The 16,410-nt window shown below is 60.4% G+C and carries 17 protein-coding genes; 4 read left to right on the top strand and 13 right to left on the bottom strand.

Annotation, left to right across the window (positions count from 1 at the left end; all coding sequences use genetic code 11):
• Positions 1–60: 60 nt before the first annotated feature.
• From ASD60_RS00160 to ASD60_RS00130, 7 genes are all read right to left on the bottom strand, one after another.
• Complete coding sequence (locus tag ASD60_RS00160; protein WP_056852056.1) at positions 61–1,566, bottom strand: YdgA family protein; 1,506 nt, start codon at positions 1,564–1,566, stop codon at positions 61–63.
• A gap of 282 nt (positions 1,567–1,848) precedes the next feature.
• Positions 1,849–2,484 carry a hypothetical protein gene (locus ASD60_RS00155; RefSeq protein WP_056852055.1) on the bottom strand — a complete coding sequence of 212 codons (636 nt, stop codon included), beginning with the start codon at positions 2,482–2,484 and terminating at the stop codon, positions 1,849–1,851.
• A gap of 93 nt (positions 2,485–2,577) precedes the next feature.
• Entirely contained in the window at positions 2,578–4,026 is a 1,449-nt protein-coding gene (locus ASD60_RS00150; protein WP_056852054.1) for an efflux transporter outer membrane subunit, read from the bottom strand.
• Positions 4,023–4,910, bottom strand: coding sequence for an efflux RND transporter periplasmic adaptor subunit (locus ASD60_RS00145; protein WP_056852053.1), 888 nt, complete (start codon positions 4,908–4,910; stop codon positions 4,023–4,025). Before ASD60_RS00145 ends, ASD60_RS00150 begins: the two co-directional genes overlap by 4 nt.
• A complete protein-coding gene (locus ASD60_RS00140; protein ID WP_056852052.1) occupies positions 4,907–5,116 on the bottom strand; it encodes a DUF1656 domain-containing protein in 210 nt (69 codons plus the stop codon). The genes ASD60_RS00145 and ASD60_RS00140 overlap by 4 nt, the downstream gene beginning before the upstream one ends.
• Positions 5,113–7,185 carry an FUSC family protein gene (locus ASD60_RS00135; protein WP_056852051.1) on the bottom strand — a complete coding sequence of 691 codons (2,073 nt, stop codon included), beginning with the start codon at positions 7,183–7,185 and terminating at the stop codon, positions 5,113–5,115. Before ASD60_RS00135 ends, ASD60_RS00140 begins: the two co-directional genes overlap by 4 nt.
• Positions 7,182–7,610 carry a MarR family winged helix-turn-helix transcriptional regulator gene (locus ASD60_RS00130; RefSeq protein ID WP_056852050.1) on the bottom strand — a complete coding sequence of 143 codons (429 nt, stop codon included), beginning with the start codon at positions 7,608–7,610 and terminating at the stop codon, positions 7,182–7,184. Before ASD60_RS00130 ends, ASD60_RS00135 begins: the two co-directional genes overlap by 4 nt.
• Positions 7,611–7,808: 198 nt before the next feature.
• Here ASD60_RS00130 and ASD60_RS00125 point away from each other — a divergent pair, with 198 nt between their 5' ends.
• Entirely contained in the window at positions 7,809–8,087 is a 279-nt protein-coding gene (locus tag ASD60_RS00125) for a hypothetical protein (RefSeq protein WP_056852049.1), read from the top strand.
• Complete coding sequence (locus ASD60_RS00120; RefSeq protein WP_056852048.1) at positions 8,084–8,368, top strand: type II toxin-antitoxin system RelE/ParE family toxin; 285 nt, start codon at positions 8,084–8,086, stop codon at positions 8,366–8,368. Before ASD60_RS00125 ends, ASD60_RS00120 begins: the two co-directional genes overlap by 4 nt.
• A gap of 4 nt (positions 8,369–8,372) precedes the next feature.
• Here ASD60_RS00120 and ASD60_RS00115 read toward each other — a convergent pair whose 3' ends face one another.
• A complete protein-coding gene (locus ASD60_RS00115) occupies positions 8,373–8,618 on the bottom strand; it encodes a DUF2789 domain-containing protein (RefSeq protein ID WP_056852047.1) in 246 nt (81 codons plus the stop codon).
• Positions 8,619–8,731: 113 nt separating this feature from the next.
• Positions 8,732–9,193: an aminoacyl-tRNA deacylase gene (locus ASD60_RS00110; protein ID WP_056852046.1), complete on the bottom strand. Its 462-nt coding sequence runs from the start codon at positions 9,191–9,193 to the stop codon at positions 8,732–8,734.
• 196 nt (positions 9,194–9,389) lie between these two features.
• Between ASD60_RS00110 and ASD60_RS00105 the strand changes: the two genes are divergently transcribed.
• Both ASD60_RS00105 and ASD60_RS00100 read left to right on the top strand, forming a co-directional pair.
• Complete coding sequence (locus ASD60_RS00105) at positions 9,390–9,920, top strand: NfeD family protein (protein WP_056852045.1); 531 nt, start codon at positions 9,390–9,392, stop codon at positions 9,918–9,920.
• Between the two features lie 2 nt (positions 9,921–9,922).
• Entirely contained in the window at positions 9,923–10,681 is a 759-nt protein-coding gene (locus tag ASD60_RS00100; RefSeq protein ID WP_056852044.1) for a slipin family protein, read from the top strand.
• Positions 10,682–10,688: 7 nt separating this feature from the next.
• Here ASD60_RS00100 and ASD60_RS00095 read toward each other — a convergent pair whose 3' ends face one another.
• The 4 genes from ASD60_RS00095 to ASD60_RS00080 all read right to left on the bottom strand — a co-directional run bounded on the left by ASD60_RS00095 (position 10,689) and on the right by ASD60_RS00080 (position 16,009).
• Complete coding sequence (locus tag ASD60_RS00095) at positions 10,689–12,254, bottom strand: efflux transporter outer membrane subunit (RefSeq protein WP_056852043.1); 1,566 nt, start codon at positions 12,252–12,254, stop codon at positions 10,689–10,691.
• A complete protein-coding gene (locus ASD60_RS00090; protein WP_056852042.1) occupies positions 12,251–13,315 on the bottom strand; it encodes an HlyD family secretion protein in 1,065 nt (354 codons plus the stop codon). Before ASD60_RS00090 ends, ASD60_RS00095 begins: the two co-directional genes overlap by 4 nt.
• Before the next feature lie 26 nt (positions 13,316–13,341).
• Positions 13,342–14,874, bottom strand: a complete 1,533-nt coding sequence (locus tag ASD60_RS00085) for an MFS transporter (RefSeq protein WP_056852041.1) — start codon at positions 14,872–14,874, stop codon at positions 13,342–13,344.
• A 217-nt stretch (positions 14,875–15,091) separates the two neighbouring features.
• Positions 15,092–16,009, bottom strand: coding sequence for a LysR family transcriptional regulator (locus tag ASD60_RS00080; protein ID WP_056852040.1), 918 nt, complete (start codon positions 16,007–16,009; stop codon positions 15,092–15,094).
• Positions 16,010–16,410: the final 401 nt, after the last annotated feature.

The following is a 16,410-nucleotide window of genomic DNA, read 5'->3' as shown; positions in this document are numbered from 1 at the left end:
GCAAAACGCCCGGCGCCTGCTGTGTGCAGAGGCCGGGCGTTGCGGTGTAACTAAAGGTTTTTACTGGACTTCGCCAACCCCACCGAACTTGCTCATCACGAACCCGACGAACTCTTCCAGGGTCATTTTCTGGCCGTTGAAGTCCACCTGATTGTTGGCGTAATGCAATTTAGTGACGATGTTGTTGCCGTCCAGTTTCGCCAACTGCGAGCCCACGGCCATGCTGCTGAACATGTCGGCGGTAGCCGTGGCCTGATCGGCGATCAGCTTGGCGTCGGTCTGGCCGTCGATCTGCGACTGTACGGTAAGTACGTCAACGAGCATTGGCTTGGACACTTGCAGATTGAAGTCCAGCAATGCAATCAGCTGTCTGACCAACTGATCGGCCGGTAGATCGATCGATTGCGGCTTGGTCAGGTCCAGCACCAGGTTGGCTTTACTCTGGCCGTTACTGGTATTGAACGAGAGGTTCTCCAGGGCCACTTGCGGTCCGGCGGCGAGCAATTGCTCCAGATTGGTCTTGAGCTGCGCTTCTTCGGCTTCCGTCAGATTCAATTCCGGAACCGGTTGCCCGGCTTCGGCGGCCTCGGCAGCGGCCTGCTCGTAGGGTTGCAACTTGGTCTGATAAATCTGCATCAATGCCATGGTGGACGGGATGTCGAGATTCTTCAGACTCAAGGCCATGTGCGCAGAACCCACGGCCTTACCGTTCAGCGACACTTCACCGATCTTGTAATCGGCCCGCCCGGAAGCGCTGGTGCCAGACTCCTCGGTGTGGTTCTTCATTTCGAAATTCTTCAACCCGAGCACCGATTGCTTGGCGCCATAGGTGGTTTTGCTGTTGCTCAGCTCGACGGTGTTGTCGCCGGTGTAGTAGCCATAGGTGCTTTTGCTCAGGTTGCTGGCCAGGGTCAGACCGTTCAATTCGACCTGAACCGGCGCTTGATCCTCGGAGACGGTGGTCAGCTTCAGGCTGTCCATGTAGCCATCGGCCTTGACCTTCTGCGCCTGGGCGCTGGCCGCGACGTCCACCTTCAGGCCGGAAAACTTCAGGCTGGACTTGTCATCCAGCGCCGTTTCCAGTGGCAGCAGTTCCAGCGTGCCGTTGGTGGAGTTGTCGTAGCCGATGTTGACTACACCCTTGAGCGGAGAGGCGTCCTTGGCGGCGACGAACCATTTTTCGGTGAGTGGCGTCTTTTCCAGTTCGTAATGACTGGTGGCCATGACGGGCAGCCACTTCAGCGACATCAGGCGCGAAAATGGCAACGGGCCGTGTTCGATGTGATCGACAAACAGCAATTCCACCGGAGCCTCACCGAACATTTCACCCTCGCCCTTGAGGCGATAGTGCGCGGTGCTGCTGAATACATGACGCTCCAGCGAGACCAGCTCCAGCGATGCGGTGCCCTTGTAACCGACCAGCGCGGCCTGCAGTTGCTTGTTGGCATCCGCCAGGGAAGTGTTCAACACCCCTTCGATTTTGGTGCCGGTAAACCAGGCACCGCCAGCGCTGATCGCACCAATGGCGACAACAATTCCCAGAAGCACGCCTGCTGATTTATTCATGTATGACCCGTTCAATGTCCGTTGTTGAAGGTGTGGTCGTCTTCCCTGAACCCATGACGGGTTACGGTCACGACTGCGCTGAAAGTGAGGTGCAGATTAGCATCAGGCATGCGCAGCGGCCCAATGATTAAAGGTGAAAGAGTGTCCGGGCGCTTTTGTAAGGCAGGAATGTTTTAGTGTTGATGAGATCGCTTTCGCGGGCAAGCCTCGCTCCTGCAGGTTTGGCGTAACCCTGTAGGCGCGAGGCTTGCCCGCGATGGCGTAGGTTCGGCCAACGCGGAGTCAGGAATACTGCACTTCAATCTCATCGAGCTGATGATCAAAGGTTTTCAGTCGCGCGGTCCAGGTGTACACCAGCACTTCAAAATCCCGGTTGATCACCGCCCCGCCCGTCACTTCTGCACGCGGGTCGCAGAAATCCAGCTGATAGCGTTCACGGGCCATGGCGGTGGCGACATCGGCCAGTTCCCGGGCGTTGTTCAGCCAGTGCCGGCCGTCGTCCTCGACTTGTTTGTCCAGTTCCAGGCATTGCTTCTTCAGGGTTTCCAGGCTTTTTTCCAGCGGCGTGCCGGTCAGTTCACCCATGACTTCCTGGAAGGTACGTCCCGGCTGCCAGTAACTGCCCCAGAAATAACGATCGAACACCGTTTCGACCCGACGCAACGCGACCTTGGTGTCCCAGATCAGCAGCAACGTCTTGCCTTGCTGGAGTTGTCTTTTTTTGATCCGTTGAGTCTGGACGCACGCCCAGGCCGCCACCGCAACGGACATCACGGCGATCAGCGCCACTGCGCTGTCGAGGAACACCAGCGCCTTGTCGATCTGATGCGCCAGCATGATGCCGTAGAAATAGGTGGCCGAAAGCAGCAATAACGCCACGACGGCGCACCAAAAGCCGAGAGCATAAGGGTTTTTCATTATTGGTTTCCCCATGACCTGCGCGAGCCTTGTATGCGGCAAGGGCGCTTTGCACGGGGCGCCCTTCCAACACTTCAAAGCATAGCAACGGCCTCAGGGTTTGCCGGAGTTCGACGCTTGCGTTCGTCCGCTTTCCCAGCCACCGCCCAACGCCAGGAACAAATTGATCTGGCTGGCGGCAACCTGGGTATTCGCCGCCGCCAGTTGCGCGGTGACGTCGATGTAGGTGCGCGTCGCCTGCAAGTCGGCCAGAAAGGAGGCGCGGCCGGCCTGGAAGAACCGGTGAGTCTGGTCGGCCGCCAGTTTCGCCGATTGCTCGGCGTCCGCCAGGGCATCACGGCGTTGCAGCAATGCCGAATACTGGGCCAGGCCGGTCTGGGCTTCGCGGATCGCGTTGAGCACGACACCGTCGAAATGCGCGAGCGCGCCCTGGGTGGCCGCCTCGGCTTCGTGAATGCGCGCTCGGGCGCCGTTGGTCGGCACCGTCCAGGATAACGACGGCCCGAAGCCCCAGCGATTGGTCGACGGCTCGCCGAGGTTGTCGAGAATACCCACGGTGCCGATGGTCGCGCCAATGCTGATGTCCGGGTACAACTGCCCCGTGGCGACGCCAATGGTGGCGGTCGCTGCCGCCAGTCGACGCTCGGCCTGCCGTATGTCGGGACGCCGCTTGAGCAACGATGCGCCATCGCCCACCGGCATCAGTTGGGCGATTTTCGGCAATTCTGCACAGGTCGCCGTGCCCGACGGCAGTTGGTCCACCGGTTTGGCCAACAGCATCGACAACTGGAACAGCCCTGCCTGACGCGCCGCCTCATAACGTGGCATATCGGCGCGCAAGGATTTGAATTGGGTTTGCGAGCGCGTGACCTGGGTTTCGTCGCCACGCCCGGCGTCGCGCAAGCGCTGGATCAGCGAGGTGCTCTGGGCTTGCAGATCAAGGGAGTGCTGGGCAATTTCCCGCTCTTCGTTGGCCGCGCACACCTGGGTGTAGGCGCGGACCACATCGGCCACCAAGGTAATGCGTGCGGTATCCGCGGCAGCCTGGGTCGCATCGGCATTGGCCTTGGCCGCTTCGATGCCGCGTTGCAATGTGCCGAACAGGTCAAACTGGTACGAGGCGCTGATGCCGATATCGCCGATGTTGGCCACCGGCACTTTTTCCGGCAACAGGAACGCTTCCCCGGATTCCTGCAAGCGCTGGGCGCCCATTTTCACCCCGCCACTCCACCCGCCCGCGGCCTCAGCCTCATCGACCTGAGCCCGCGCCCTGGACAGGTTGGCTGCGGCCACGCGCAAATCGCTGTTGGAGGCCATGGCTTGCTGGACCAATTGGTCGAGTCGCGGGTCTTGATACAGACGCCACCAATCGGCCGGCACCGGCTGCGAAACCACCGGCTTGCCCTCCACCGCCAGTTCACCCTGCAAGTCCTTGCGCTGGATGGCGGCTGCGTCCGGCACTTTATAATCCGGGCCGACCACCTGACATGCCGACAGCAACAGGCCTAATCCGGCAACCGCCAAACCCGAAGCCTTGCTCATTGCGCGGGCCCCCGGTTGTGATCGTCGATGATCGATACCGTCGCCGTGCGTCCGGCGATCATGCGGAAATCCGCCGGCACGTCATCAAAAGCAATCCGCACCGGAATACGCTGGGCCAGCCGCACCCAGCTGAACGCCGGGTTGACGTTGGGCAACAGGTTATTACCGCTGGTGCGGTCGCGGTCTTCGATGCCGGCGACGATACTTTCCACGTGTCCGCGCAAGCGCGCATTGTCGCCGATCACACGGATATCGACGCTTTGGCCGATGTGGATACCGTTGAGCTTGGTTTCTTCGAAATAGCCGTCGATGTGGAAGGAGTTACTGTCGACCACCGACAACACCGGGCGCCCGGCGCTGACGAACTCCTGGGTGCGCGGCGCGCGGTCGTTGACGTAGCCATCGACAGGACTGCGGATCACCGAGCGGTCGAGGTTGAGCTGCGCACTGTCGACCGCCACCTGCGCTTCCATCAACGCGACCTGGGCGCGGGCCACCCGCGACTGGCTTTCTTCCAGTTGCTCGCCCGGCACCAGATTGCCCAAGCCCTTGTTACGTTTGGCCTCGCGCTGGGCCTGGGCCAAGGTCTCCTGGCGGTCGGCGACCGCCGCTTTCGCCTGGCGCAGGGCCAGTTTGAAGCGGTCCTGGTCAATGCTGAACAACACCTGGCCACGCTTGACCAACTGGTTGTCGCGCACTTCCACTTGCTGGATCAGCCCGGAAACGTCCGGCGCGATCTGCACGATGTCGGCACGGATGTGCCCGTCCCGGGTCCAGGGCGCGAACATGTAATACATCACCATGCGCCAGACCACGACCACGGCGAAGCTCACGATCAACAGGGTCAGCACCACGCGACCAAGGGTTAGAAACGGTTTTTTCATGTCATCAGGTATCGACTGAGTGAATCCACGGCGCCAAGCAACAAGGCGTAGAGGGCCACGTTGAACAATGCCCGGTGCCAGACCAGACGGTAAAAGTGCAGGCGCGTCAGCACCCCGTGCACCAACAGGTAGAGCAGATATGTAATACCCATCAACACCAGCAGCGTGGGCAGGAACACCCCGCTGATATCCAGATCACCGATCATAAAGGCGCTCCATCGATGCCATGGGGAAGCGGTTCTTCAGGCTCGGCAGAACCCACGAATTCGACACCGGGCAACAACGCCAGGCGCAAGCCACTCAAGGCGTGCAGCAGATGCCGACGGGTTTCATCGTCACCCGCGCCGGCAAGGGCGCGTCGGGTACGGTCGAGGGTCATCAGCAACGGACTCGGTGCCGGCAGGCGTTCACCGGCCTTGAGGCAAACCTTGAAATACTCGCCGACTTCGGCCACCACTTGATGCAACAACGCCTGCGGCACGCCGTGAACCCGTGGCGTGTAAGCGAGCAGGTCGAGCATATTCAACGCCACACGGACCTCCCGCAGCGCGATGCCGGTGTCCTGACCGGTCATGGCCAGACGCGGCAAATGCTGCATCAGCCGATCCAGGACCTGCACACCCAGTTTGCGGTGATCGGCCAAAGTGGCCGGTTCGCTGAGGCTGACAATGTCGTGCCAGGCAAAACGGGTCAGGCGCTTGGCCGCCAGTTCTGCACCGAATGGGCGGGCGATCAGGGTCCAGACGAACGCGAACAGCAACCCCACAGGCCCGGCGAGGTTGGAATTGACGAAGCTGAGGAAGTCCGCGTCGTAGGCGCCTTGAATGCTGATGAACGACGACGTGTTGACCAGCGTCAACAGCATGCCGAGGTAGAACTGCGGCTTGACTGTCAGGGTGCCAATGACGATGAACGGCACGGCAAACGCCAGCACCAGCATTGGAAAATCATGCAGGTTGGGCAGTACCAGAAACAGATAGAGGCTGGCGAACAACACCGACATCGCCGTCCAGAAGAAAAACCGGTAAATCTGCGGCGCCGGGTCGTCCATCGAAGCAAAGAAGCTGCACGCCACTGCCGCCAGAATCACCGCCGCGCCGCCATCGGTCCAGCCAAGCAGAATCCACAGCACCGAAGCGACAATGATCGCCATCACAGTGGACGCGGCGGAATAGAGCATCAGCCCCCGATCCAGGAAGGCCGTCAGACGTCCCAGGCGCCAGTGTCGATAGACCGCACGCCAGCTGTCCTGGCTTTCGCATTGGATGGCCTGTTGCAGGCTGCGGCAGTCTTGCCACAAGTCGATCCATTCACCGAGGCGATAGATGGCGTTGGAGAACAGCAGTTGCTTGCGATCTTCCAGCGCGGCGGCGTCGGGTTGCAGGGCTTGGAGCTGGTCTTTCAACGCCTGCCAGCGGTCGAGGTCCGCCTCCTTGTGCTCGAGCCATTGCGTGGCGGCGACCAGCAGCGGCGTGAACTTCTCCACAAGCTCCGGTGTGCGCCGCTCCAGCGCGTAGAGCGCATCGTCGAGGTCATCGATCACCGGCAACAGGTGAATCATCCGCCCGCGCAGTTCCTTGGTGTTGCGCACGGTTTGCGGTCGCGCGCCTTCGTGGGGCAACTGGCCGATCATCAACTCAAGGGTGTTGAAGGTGGTCACCATCGAAGCGCGTAATGCACTGACTTCCTCCGGCTGCACATCGCGCCCAAGAAAACGCAGGCTGTAAGTCGAAGCGTCGGCGAACCACTTGCTCACCGAGTCATTGAACACCGGGGCCAAACGCCGGGGCCAGAACATGGCGCCCACCACCGCCGCGACGGCGATGCCGAGGAAGATTTCTTCGGTACGCGCTTCGGCCACGTCCCACACACCCAATGGATTGTTCACCACCGGCAGCGCGATCAACGGCAAGGTGTAGCCGGCCAGCATCAAGGCGTAGTTGTTGGCGGTGCGCAAATGCATGGACAGGAACAGCAGAATTCCGGTCCATAGCGCGATGACCACCACCAATACGTATGGACTCTGGACAAACATCGGCACGAACAGAACCGCAGCAGCGGCGCCCAGGAAGGTGCCGACTGCACGGTATAGCGCCTTGGAACTGGTAGGGCCGACAAACGGGCTGGAAACGATATACACCGTGGCCATCGCCCAATAAGGACGCGGCATCTGCATGAGCAACGCGATGTACAGCGCGATCATGGAAGCCGCGAAAGTGCGTACGCCGTAGAACCAGTCGCGCGCTGGAGGCATGCCTGCAAAAAAGCCGCTCACGGGTGCGTTTCCGAAGGGTGCCCGGCCGCCTCGAAGGCCTTCAATACACGCAGAGCGGCTTCAAGGTCCCGCGGGTCAATGCCCTCGAGCACTTCGTTACGCAGTCGCACCAATTCGACTTCGACGGCTTGCACCAGGGTTCGCCCCGTTTCGGTGAGGCTCAGGCAATTTGCGCGCCGGTCCTGGGTATCGGCGGTACGACAGACGTAACCGGCATGGCACAGCTGATCCAGCAAGCGCACCAGGGACGGACTTTCCATCCCCGCCGCCTGAGCCACCGTCACCTGCCGCACACCCTCGCCCAATCGCCCGATCATTAATAAGGGGACGGCACAGGCTTCGGAGATTCCATAGTTGACCAGCGTGGTCTGGCAGATCTTTCGCCAATGCCGGGCGGCCACCACCATGGAGCTGCTGATGTTCATCTGGAGAGCGTCGAGGGAATTTGGCACGGGGGGAAACACACACTGTTAGCTTGCTAACTATCAATATCGCATTCGAGGGGATTTTTCGTCAAGTTTTGAAACAAATTCCCCGCCAGTCGGAGAGCGTGCGCCCTTGGTGCCAACTGCGATACTGAAAACGTATATACTTTTTCAATACAAATGCCGAGAAGTCCAGCCATGTCAAAGCAAGCGGTTTTTACAATGAAACTTGAGTCTGAATTGCGCGAACAGTTTATGGCCGAGGCGGAAGCTGCTCATCGTCCAGCCTCGCAAATAGTGAGGGAGTTGATGCGTCAGTTTGTTCAATCCCAACGAGAGTCGCGCGAGTACGATGCGTTCTTGCAACGCAAAGTGGACATCGCTCGTGCTTCGATACGCAACGGCGACGTTCTGACGAACGATAAGGTTGAAGCAGAGTTCGCTGCCAGGCGCATGCAGGTGTCCCTGCAAGAATGAAAATAATCTGGACGAAACAAGCAGCACAGGACCGTGCAGACATTTGGGATTATTTGCATCCCATCAATCCAAAAGTAGCCAGCGAAATGGATACCCGTTTCAGTGATGCGATAGCCCGGCTTGCCCATTACCCGGAAAGTGGCCCTGCAGGAGTCATTGCAGGCACGCGCGAACTGATCCCCCACCAGAATTACCGCATTGTTTATGAGTCTTGGGCGGACTCCATCTGGATACTCGCGGTGGTTCACACGTCCCGACAGTGGCCGCCTGAGAAGAGTTGAGCCCCTACAGTCCCCGCCCCTTCCTCAACATCACATCCAACTGATCCACCACCTCGGCCCAATCGGCGTCATCCAGAATTTCATTGCGCAAAAGCTCCGCCTGGCTCGGACTCCAGAAAAACGCGTCCGCCAGATGCAGTTCGGGTTTGAGCGGTGAATGGGTGGCGATGAATTTGTCGATGCTTTCAGCGTCGTCGTCCAGGCCCAGTTGCTTGAACAGGGATGGGAGGCTGTGGGTTGGGTTTTCCATGTCTGACTCCATTGGGTGACGTAGGTGACTCGCAGCATTCGCGGGCAAGCCTCGCTTTGCAGGAGCGAGGCTTGCCCGCGAAGACGGCAGCACAAGCACAGCAAAATTCAAATTCAGTGGCTCAATTCCCGCACCTCCGCATGCGGCAGCATTTTCAGGAAGTCCGGCATGTTCATGTGTAGCAGGTTGGTGTGGTTGCCGGCTTCCAGGTAGATGTCTTTTTGCCGGGTCAGCAATGGATCGATGACCACGTCCAACCCATAGGCTTCACCCAGGGCAGGCACTGCACCGCGTTCGCAGTCTTCGAACAGATGCGGCAGATTGCTTTCCCGGGATACCTGCCACTCACCACTGCTGCGGACCTTGCTCAGGTCCAGATGACGGCTGGCGGGCAGCACGGCCATCAGATAATGCCCATGGTGATCATCCAGGATCACCGACTTCGCCACCCGCTCCGCAGGAATGCCGGCGACTCGCGCCGTTTCCAGGCTGCTGGCCGAGTGGGGATGGCTGACGATGTCATAGTCGCATTGAGCCTTCTCCAGGCTTCGCTGCACGGTTCTTGCCATACGCATGATGCACCTCGATGTCCGCAACAATGCCTGGCGGACGCTGGTTAACGCTGTTCTGCGTAGTAAAAGTCTAGGCCCGCCGGGCCGGTTCGACGGGAAATCCGCCCATCGGACAAGTCGACATCTGAGCAAAAATCATACAGATGCCGGGTCAACTAGACTGAATACAGAACCACTGGCGACTCTCCCGGAGGGTCACGTGAAAACGCGTTGTTGTGCCTTTGCATTGTTGTTGGCATTAAGCGGCTCTGCGCTCGCCGCGGATGCCGGCCTGCCGGCAACCAATCCCGTCGGAATCTGGCTCATTACCTTTGGTATCGCCTTTCTGATTGCCGAGGCTGCCCTGCCCAATTACGGCGTGATCGGCCTGGGCGGGATTGTGATGTTCGTGATCGGCGCGGTAATCCTGACCAACGCCGAAATGCCCGTGCCGTTGATGATCGGCCTGGGAATGATCAGCGCATTGCTACTTATATTCCTGCTGATCCGTGCCCTTAAAACCCGACCACGACAAAACGTCAGCGGCGACGCCGGCTTGCTGGGCAGCGTGACGCCAGTGTTGTCATTGCAGGCTGGCGATGCTTTTCACGGCTGGGTGCATTTGCAGGGTGAACGCTGGCAAGTGTCGAGCACCAAACCGCTGCACATCGGGCAGCGGGTCCGCGTGGTGGGGCGCAACGGATTAACGCTGGAAGTGGCCGCGACTGACGCGGTGGCGGCTGGAGAATAGCCATGGGTTTGCAACTGGGTTTTGTCGCGCTACTGCTGCTGTTGATCGCATTGGCAGGGGCGACTTTGCGCATCCTGCGTGAATACGAACGCGGTGTCGTATTCCAGCTCGGACGCTTCTGGCAGGTCAAAGGCCCCGGCCTGATCCTGTTGATTCCGGTTATCCAGCAAATGGTCCGCGTCGACTTGCGCACGGTGGTCCTCGACGTACCGGCGCAAGACGTGATCACCCGCGATAACGTTTCGGTCAAGGTCAACGCGGTGCTGTACTTCCGCGTGCTCGATCCGCAAAAAGCGATCATCCAGGTCGAGGACTTTTTCATGGCCACCAGCCAATTGGCGCAAACCACGTTGCGCGCCGTGCTCGGCAAACACGAGCTCGATGAATTGCTGGCCGAACGCGAACGGCTCAACACCGACATCCAGCAAGTGCTCGACGCCCAGACTGACGCTTGGGGAATAAAGGTCGCCAACGTCGAGATCAAGCATGTCGACCTCAATGAATCGATGGTCCGCGCCATCGCCAAACAGGCCGAAGCAGAGCGCGAACGCCGGGCCAAAGTGATTCACGCCGAAGGCGAACTGCAAGCCTCGGAAAAACTCATGCAAGCGGCCGAAATGCTCGGCCGCCAACCCGGTGCGATGCAACTGCGGTATATGCAAACACTGAGTTCGATTGCCGGCGACAAGAGTTCAACCATCGTCTTTCCGTTGCCGATCGAGTTGCTCAAGGGCATGGCGGATTTGTCGTCGAAGCCTTGAGCGGTCCTCAGCGTTGCGCCGCCAGCGGATACAGCGACTGCCAGCCACCACCCAAGGCCCTGTACAAGCCAACCGCCGCCAGCGACACGCCAGCAGAACTCTCGACCCATTGCTCCTGGGTCGCCAGCAACGCGCTTTGAACGGTGAGTACGTTGACGAAATCCACCACTCCTTCGGTGTATTGCCGTTGCGCGGTCTGCAGGGCGACCCGGTTTTGCCGCACCGCTTCGGCCAGGCTGTCGCGGCGCAATTGACTGGCGTTATAGGCACTCAACTGATCGTCGATTTCATGCCAGGCACGCAGTACGGTTTGCTGATAGGCAATGGCGGCTTCCTGTTGTTGGGCTTCACGCAGGTTCAGCACGCCGCGCAAGCGTCCGCCGTCGAACAACGGCAAGCTGAACTGCGGGCCGATGCCGAATGCCCGTGAGCCCCACGAGCCGAAATTGCTCAGTTGCATGGCCTGTGATCCGACATTGCCCGACAGCGTGATGCGCGGATAAAAATCACCCTTGGCCACGCCGATGCTCGCAGTCGCGGCATGCAAACGGGCTTCGGCTTCGCGGATGTCCGGACGGCGTTCGGCCAGTTGCGATGGCAGCCCGATGGCGACCTGACGAGGCGTCTGCGGCACTGGCGCGTCGCTGGACAACTCGGCAGCCAACGCTTGTGGCGGCTCGCCCATCAACAGGCTCAAAGCGTTGATCAATTGCGCCTGACGTTGCTCAAGCGCCGGCAGGCGCGACTCGATAGCGGCGACTTGCGCGGCGGCTTCGGCAACATCCAGATCGGTCGCGACACCGTCCGCCAGACGCAGTTGCGACAGCTTCAAGCTGTGGCGAGCGACATCGAGGTTCTGCTCGGTGACGGCGCGGGTATTTTGCACACCGCGCAACTGAATATAGTTTTGTGCGGTGTCGGCGAGCACCAACAACAACACGCCGCGACGATCGTTTTCGGCGACCTCGAGAGTGGCGTCGGCGGCTTCGGTTTCGCGGCGCACCCGGCCCCAGAAATCCAGTTCCCAGGACGCGGAGAAACCGCCGTCCCACAAATTGAAGGCGGCGTTGCCGTTGTTCCCCGACGGGTCCATCAGGCCTTCGCCGCTGTTGCGTTTACGTGCGTAACCGCCGCCGACGGCGGTTGTGGGATAGCGATCGGCCGTCACCACCTGGCGCACGGCGCGGCTCTGTTGCAAGCGACTGCTGGCGAGCTTCAGGTCGAGGTTGTCGGTGAGGGCGCGCTGGCTCAGGGCCGAGAGTTTCGGGTCATTGAAGACTTCCCACCAACGCTCACCCAGGGTCTCGTTGACGACCTGACTGGCGGCGGCTTTTGCAGGCTTGGCCCACTCGGTCACTTGAGGCGATTCGGGCTTATGGAAATCCGGGCCGACGGTGCAGGCGCCCAACGCAAACAAACTAAAAACCCACACTGCTGACTGGGCTAGCGCCTTGTGGCGAGGGCGCTTGCACCCGCTGAGCGGCGAAGCGGCCGAAAAATCCGTGAGCGCTGCGCACTCAAGCGGGAGCAAGCTCCCTCGCCACAGGGATCGATGTTTGTCTGAAAAACTCATCGCTGAACAACCTCGTTCACCTTGCCACTGGCCGTATCAATCCGCGCCTCCACCGACATCCCCACGCGCAACCGTTCAGCCATCGGCTGCCCCGGTTCCAGCACAATCTTCACTGGAATCCGCTGCACAACCTTGGTGAAGTTCCCGGTCGCGTTGTCCGGTTTGACCGAAGCGAACGTCACGCCAGTAGCCGGCGCGATACTTTCGACATGACCGTTCAGCGCCGCACCGCCAAAGGTATCGACCCGCACCTGCACAGCTTGCCCCGGTTGCACATTCGTCAATTGGGTTTCCTGAAAGTTGGCCACCACGTAGGCCTGCGCCAAGGGCACTACCGCCAACAACTTGCTGCCGGGCGTGACATAGGCGCCGACCCGTACGGCGCGTTCGCCAACCATGCCATCCTGCGGCGCGACGATGCGTGTGTACGACAGCTCATAACTGGCGATTTCCAGTTTCGCTTGCGCGCGTTTCAAGCCACCTTCAGCCCCGTCACGTTGCGCCGCGAGAATGTCGACCTGCTTGCGCTCCGCCGCCAGCACCGCCGTGGCATTGGTCAATTGCGCGCTGGCCTGATCGATGCGCGTGCGGGCCTGCTGTGCATTTTGCACCGTACCCGCACCGACCCCGGCGAGGTGGTTGTAGCGATTCAATTCGTGTTCGGCAAACGCCATTTCCGCCTTGGCCGAAATCACTTTTGCTTGCGCCTGGGCGATCACCGAGGCTTGACGCTCCAGAGTCGCCCGGGCGTTTTGCAGTTGCGCCTGCGCCACCAGCGATTCGGCTGCGGCGGCCTCAGCGGCGGCGCGCAGATCGCGGTCATCGATCAGCGCCAGCAACTGACCGGCCTTGACCTGCTGGTTGTCCTCCACCAGCACTTGCTTGATGAAACCGGCAACGCGCGGCACCACCAGCGTGTAGTCCGCCGAGACGTAAGCGTCATTGGTGCTCTGCTGCGTGCGCTGGCCGAACAGGTTGGGCGAAAGCAGATAAACCAGAACGCCCAGCGTGATCACGACCGCAACGCTCACGGCCACTTTTTGCTTTGATTGAGTCGTCATAAAAACCTTCAGTTTCAGTGGAGCATTCAGGTCGGTGCGCGCGGCGGATAGATCCGCGTCGGCAGCCAGAAAATCAGCAGGATCAGCGCTACGGCGACACCGGCCATGCACAGGTAAAGATCCGAAGCGGCGAGCACCACGGCTTGCTCATGCAGGCGACGGGCAAGGCCCGGAGTGTCGCTATCGACCAGAGGCGAATTGCCGAGACGGTCCACCAGCATCGTCGAGTGAAAGTGCAGACGCTGGGTGGTCAAGGTTTCCAGCACCCCGGTGGCGATGACTGCCGCCAGGCCTTTCACGGTGTTGAACCAGGCCGACGCGAACGGCCCGTCCATGGGTTGAATGCTGCCGGTCGAGAGCATCAACAGCGGCAACACCGCCATCGGTTGGCCGAATATCTGCAGCAGTTGCAGCACATAGAAATCGTCGCGAATCCACGCCGAGGTCAGCTGCGAACCGCCCATGCAGGACAGCGTCAACATGCCCAGGCCGATCCCCAGCACCCAACGGCAGTCAACCCAACGCAAGTTGCACAGCGCCGCCACCAACGGCAGCGCGATCAACTGGGGCAATGCTGCAATCAGCGTGATCGGTGCGGTTTGCACCGGGCGGTATCCCTGAACCTGTGCCAGATAGCTCGACGGAATAATCACCACCGCCAGCAACACCACCAGCACCCCGGCCAGGGTGATCAGGGCAAACGACAGGTTGCGGATGCCGAGCATCTGCATCTTGAAAAACGGAATCGGCTGCGACCACTCGTTGATCAGAAACAGCACCAGCAACAGCACCCCGCCCACCAGCAAACCGCAGATCAAACTCGACTCGAACCAGTCCAGCCGATTGCCCTGCAGAATGCCGATCACCAGCATGCAAATCGCCGGGAACCCCAGCAGCAGACCGCGCCAGTTGAACTGCTTGAAGCGCTCCAGGCGCAGCGGATCCTGAGGTATGCCATAGCCCACCGCGACCATGGCAATCAGGCACGGCACGACGATTTGCCAGAAGGTCCATTGCCAACCGACATATTCTGTCCAGAGCCCGGCCAGCGGCGTGCCCAGTCCGGGGCCGAAGGTGGCCGTCAGGGTGTAACCGGCCAAACCGTAGAGCTTGACGTTGGCCGGCAGAAATCGCAGGGCGACGGTCATCAGCATCGGCGGCAGTGCTCCGCCGGCCAGGCCTTGCAAAGTACGCAGTACCAACAGGCTTTCGTAGTTCGGCGCCAGCGGGCACAGCACCCCCAACAGGGTGAATGCACTGATCGCGTACAGGGTGAAGCGCCGCAACGAAAACGTCACCGAGCACCACGGGGCAAACGCCGCCGCGGCCACCGAAGTCGCAGCGTAACTGGCGACCAGCCAGGTGCCCTCGTCATAGCCGATGGCCAGGGCGCCCCGGATATCCGCCAGGGCGACTTTGGTCACCATCTCGTTCAGGCCGGAGACCAACACAGCCAGCAACACGCCCACCAGGCCAATGATAAGCCGTGGGCCAAACACCATCGGCGCAGCCGCTGTCATGGGCGCAGCCAAAGGCGCCGAGGCCGTCAGGGAGGTCATCGGTGTACAACTCCGAAAAAAGAAGGTGGCAGTCTACGAACGCTCATCGCTGACGAAAACTGACTTATCGGCAATTTATAAGTGCGTCGGACGCAGCATTTGAACCACGTCAATCAAGCGATAGCGATCACGGCCTCATCAGGAAAATGACGGAAAAAACTAACACCGCCGCGTCAGCGCAACCACCATCCATAGGTGTTAATGGCCCTTGCGGCCATCAAGGCTGAGCGGCCAGCCACGTCTCGTCGCAGCAGGCTTTCAGGGTTTCTCGCAGCCAGCGATGGGCGGGATCGTTGTCGAAGCGTGGATGCCAGGCCTGGCTGAGCACGATGGTGGGCAGCGGGATGGGCAGGGTGAACGAACGCAACTTCAGCCCCAAACGCCGCACGCTCAATAGTGTCTCCCGGGGCACCGGCAGAATCAGGTCGGAATCGGGCAAGGCGAACATTGCCGCATGAAAACTCGGCGCGATCACCGCCACCCGCCGCTCCAGCCCCAAGGCGTTGAGTGCCGCATCGATCGGCCCGCGGGCGATACCGCGCCGGGACATGCTGATATGCGAGTAACCGGCAAAACGTTCGGCGGTGATTTCCTGATCGAGCAAGGGATGATCCTCGCGCACCAGGCCGACAAACTGGGTGGAAAACAGATTCTGCACTTTCACTTCCGGCATCAGCGGCCGATTGTTGCTGACGCTCAGATCGATGCGGCCCTCGCGCAATGCTTCGTCATCGCCGTCGCCCTCCGGGGCGAAACGCAATTCGCAATGCGGGGCCTGGCGCTCCATGGTGTCGAACAACTTGCCGCCGTAGATGCCAATGAAAAAGTCATTGGCCCGTATGCTGAAGCGCCGCCGCAAACTGCCCAGATCCACCACGCGAGCCGAGTGAAACAACTGCGCGGCCTGCTCCACCACATCGCGCACCTGTTCGCGCAACTCCAGCGCCTTGGGCGTAGGCACCAGACCGCGCCCGGCGCGCACCAGGATCGGATCACCGATCGCCTCGCGAACCCGCGTCAATGTTCGACTCATCGCCGCCGGGCTCAGATTCATCCGCCGCGCAGCACCGACCACACTGCCCTCGTCGAGCAAGGCGTCGAGGGCGACCAAAAGGTTCATGTCGGGCAGTTGCATGGCGAGCACTCGTTTCTGGTCTTGGTTGATTCAGACGCAATGCTAGCAAACAACCACTGGATGTGGTGCAGGCCAGACCCGGCCTCATCGCGAGCAAGCTTTGCTCCTACAGGAGATTTGGGTGACTGCAAGATCTGTGATCGACGACGTTCCCTGTAGGAGCAAAGCTTGCTCGCGATGGCGGCCGAACTAACCCACCTACACACAAGCAAGCCCAAAAAAACGACTCACGCCACTATCAGTTCTGATAGTTCTCAAAGCCGATTCATACGAGTAAAACTGAAGGCCTGCCCCGTTTACGTAGAGACTCCGGCATGAGCCAACCTGGTGATCAAGACGACCGCAGCCGTTCACGCACAGTGTTGCTGGCTACCGACAGCAGCCAATCGGTCATTGGCGAA

This window comes from Pseudomonas sp. Root562, assembly GCF_001427125.1.
Taxonomy (GTDB): domain Bacteria; phylum Pseudomonadota; class Gammaproteobacteria; order Pseudomonadales; family Pseudomonadaceae; genus Aquipseudomonas.
Note: the sequence above shows the minus strand (reverse complement) of the source record. Positions and strands in the feature narration are given on the sequence as shown.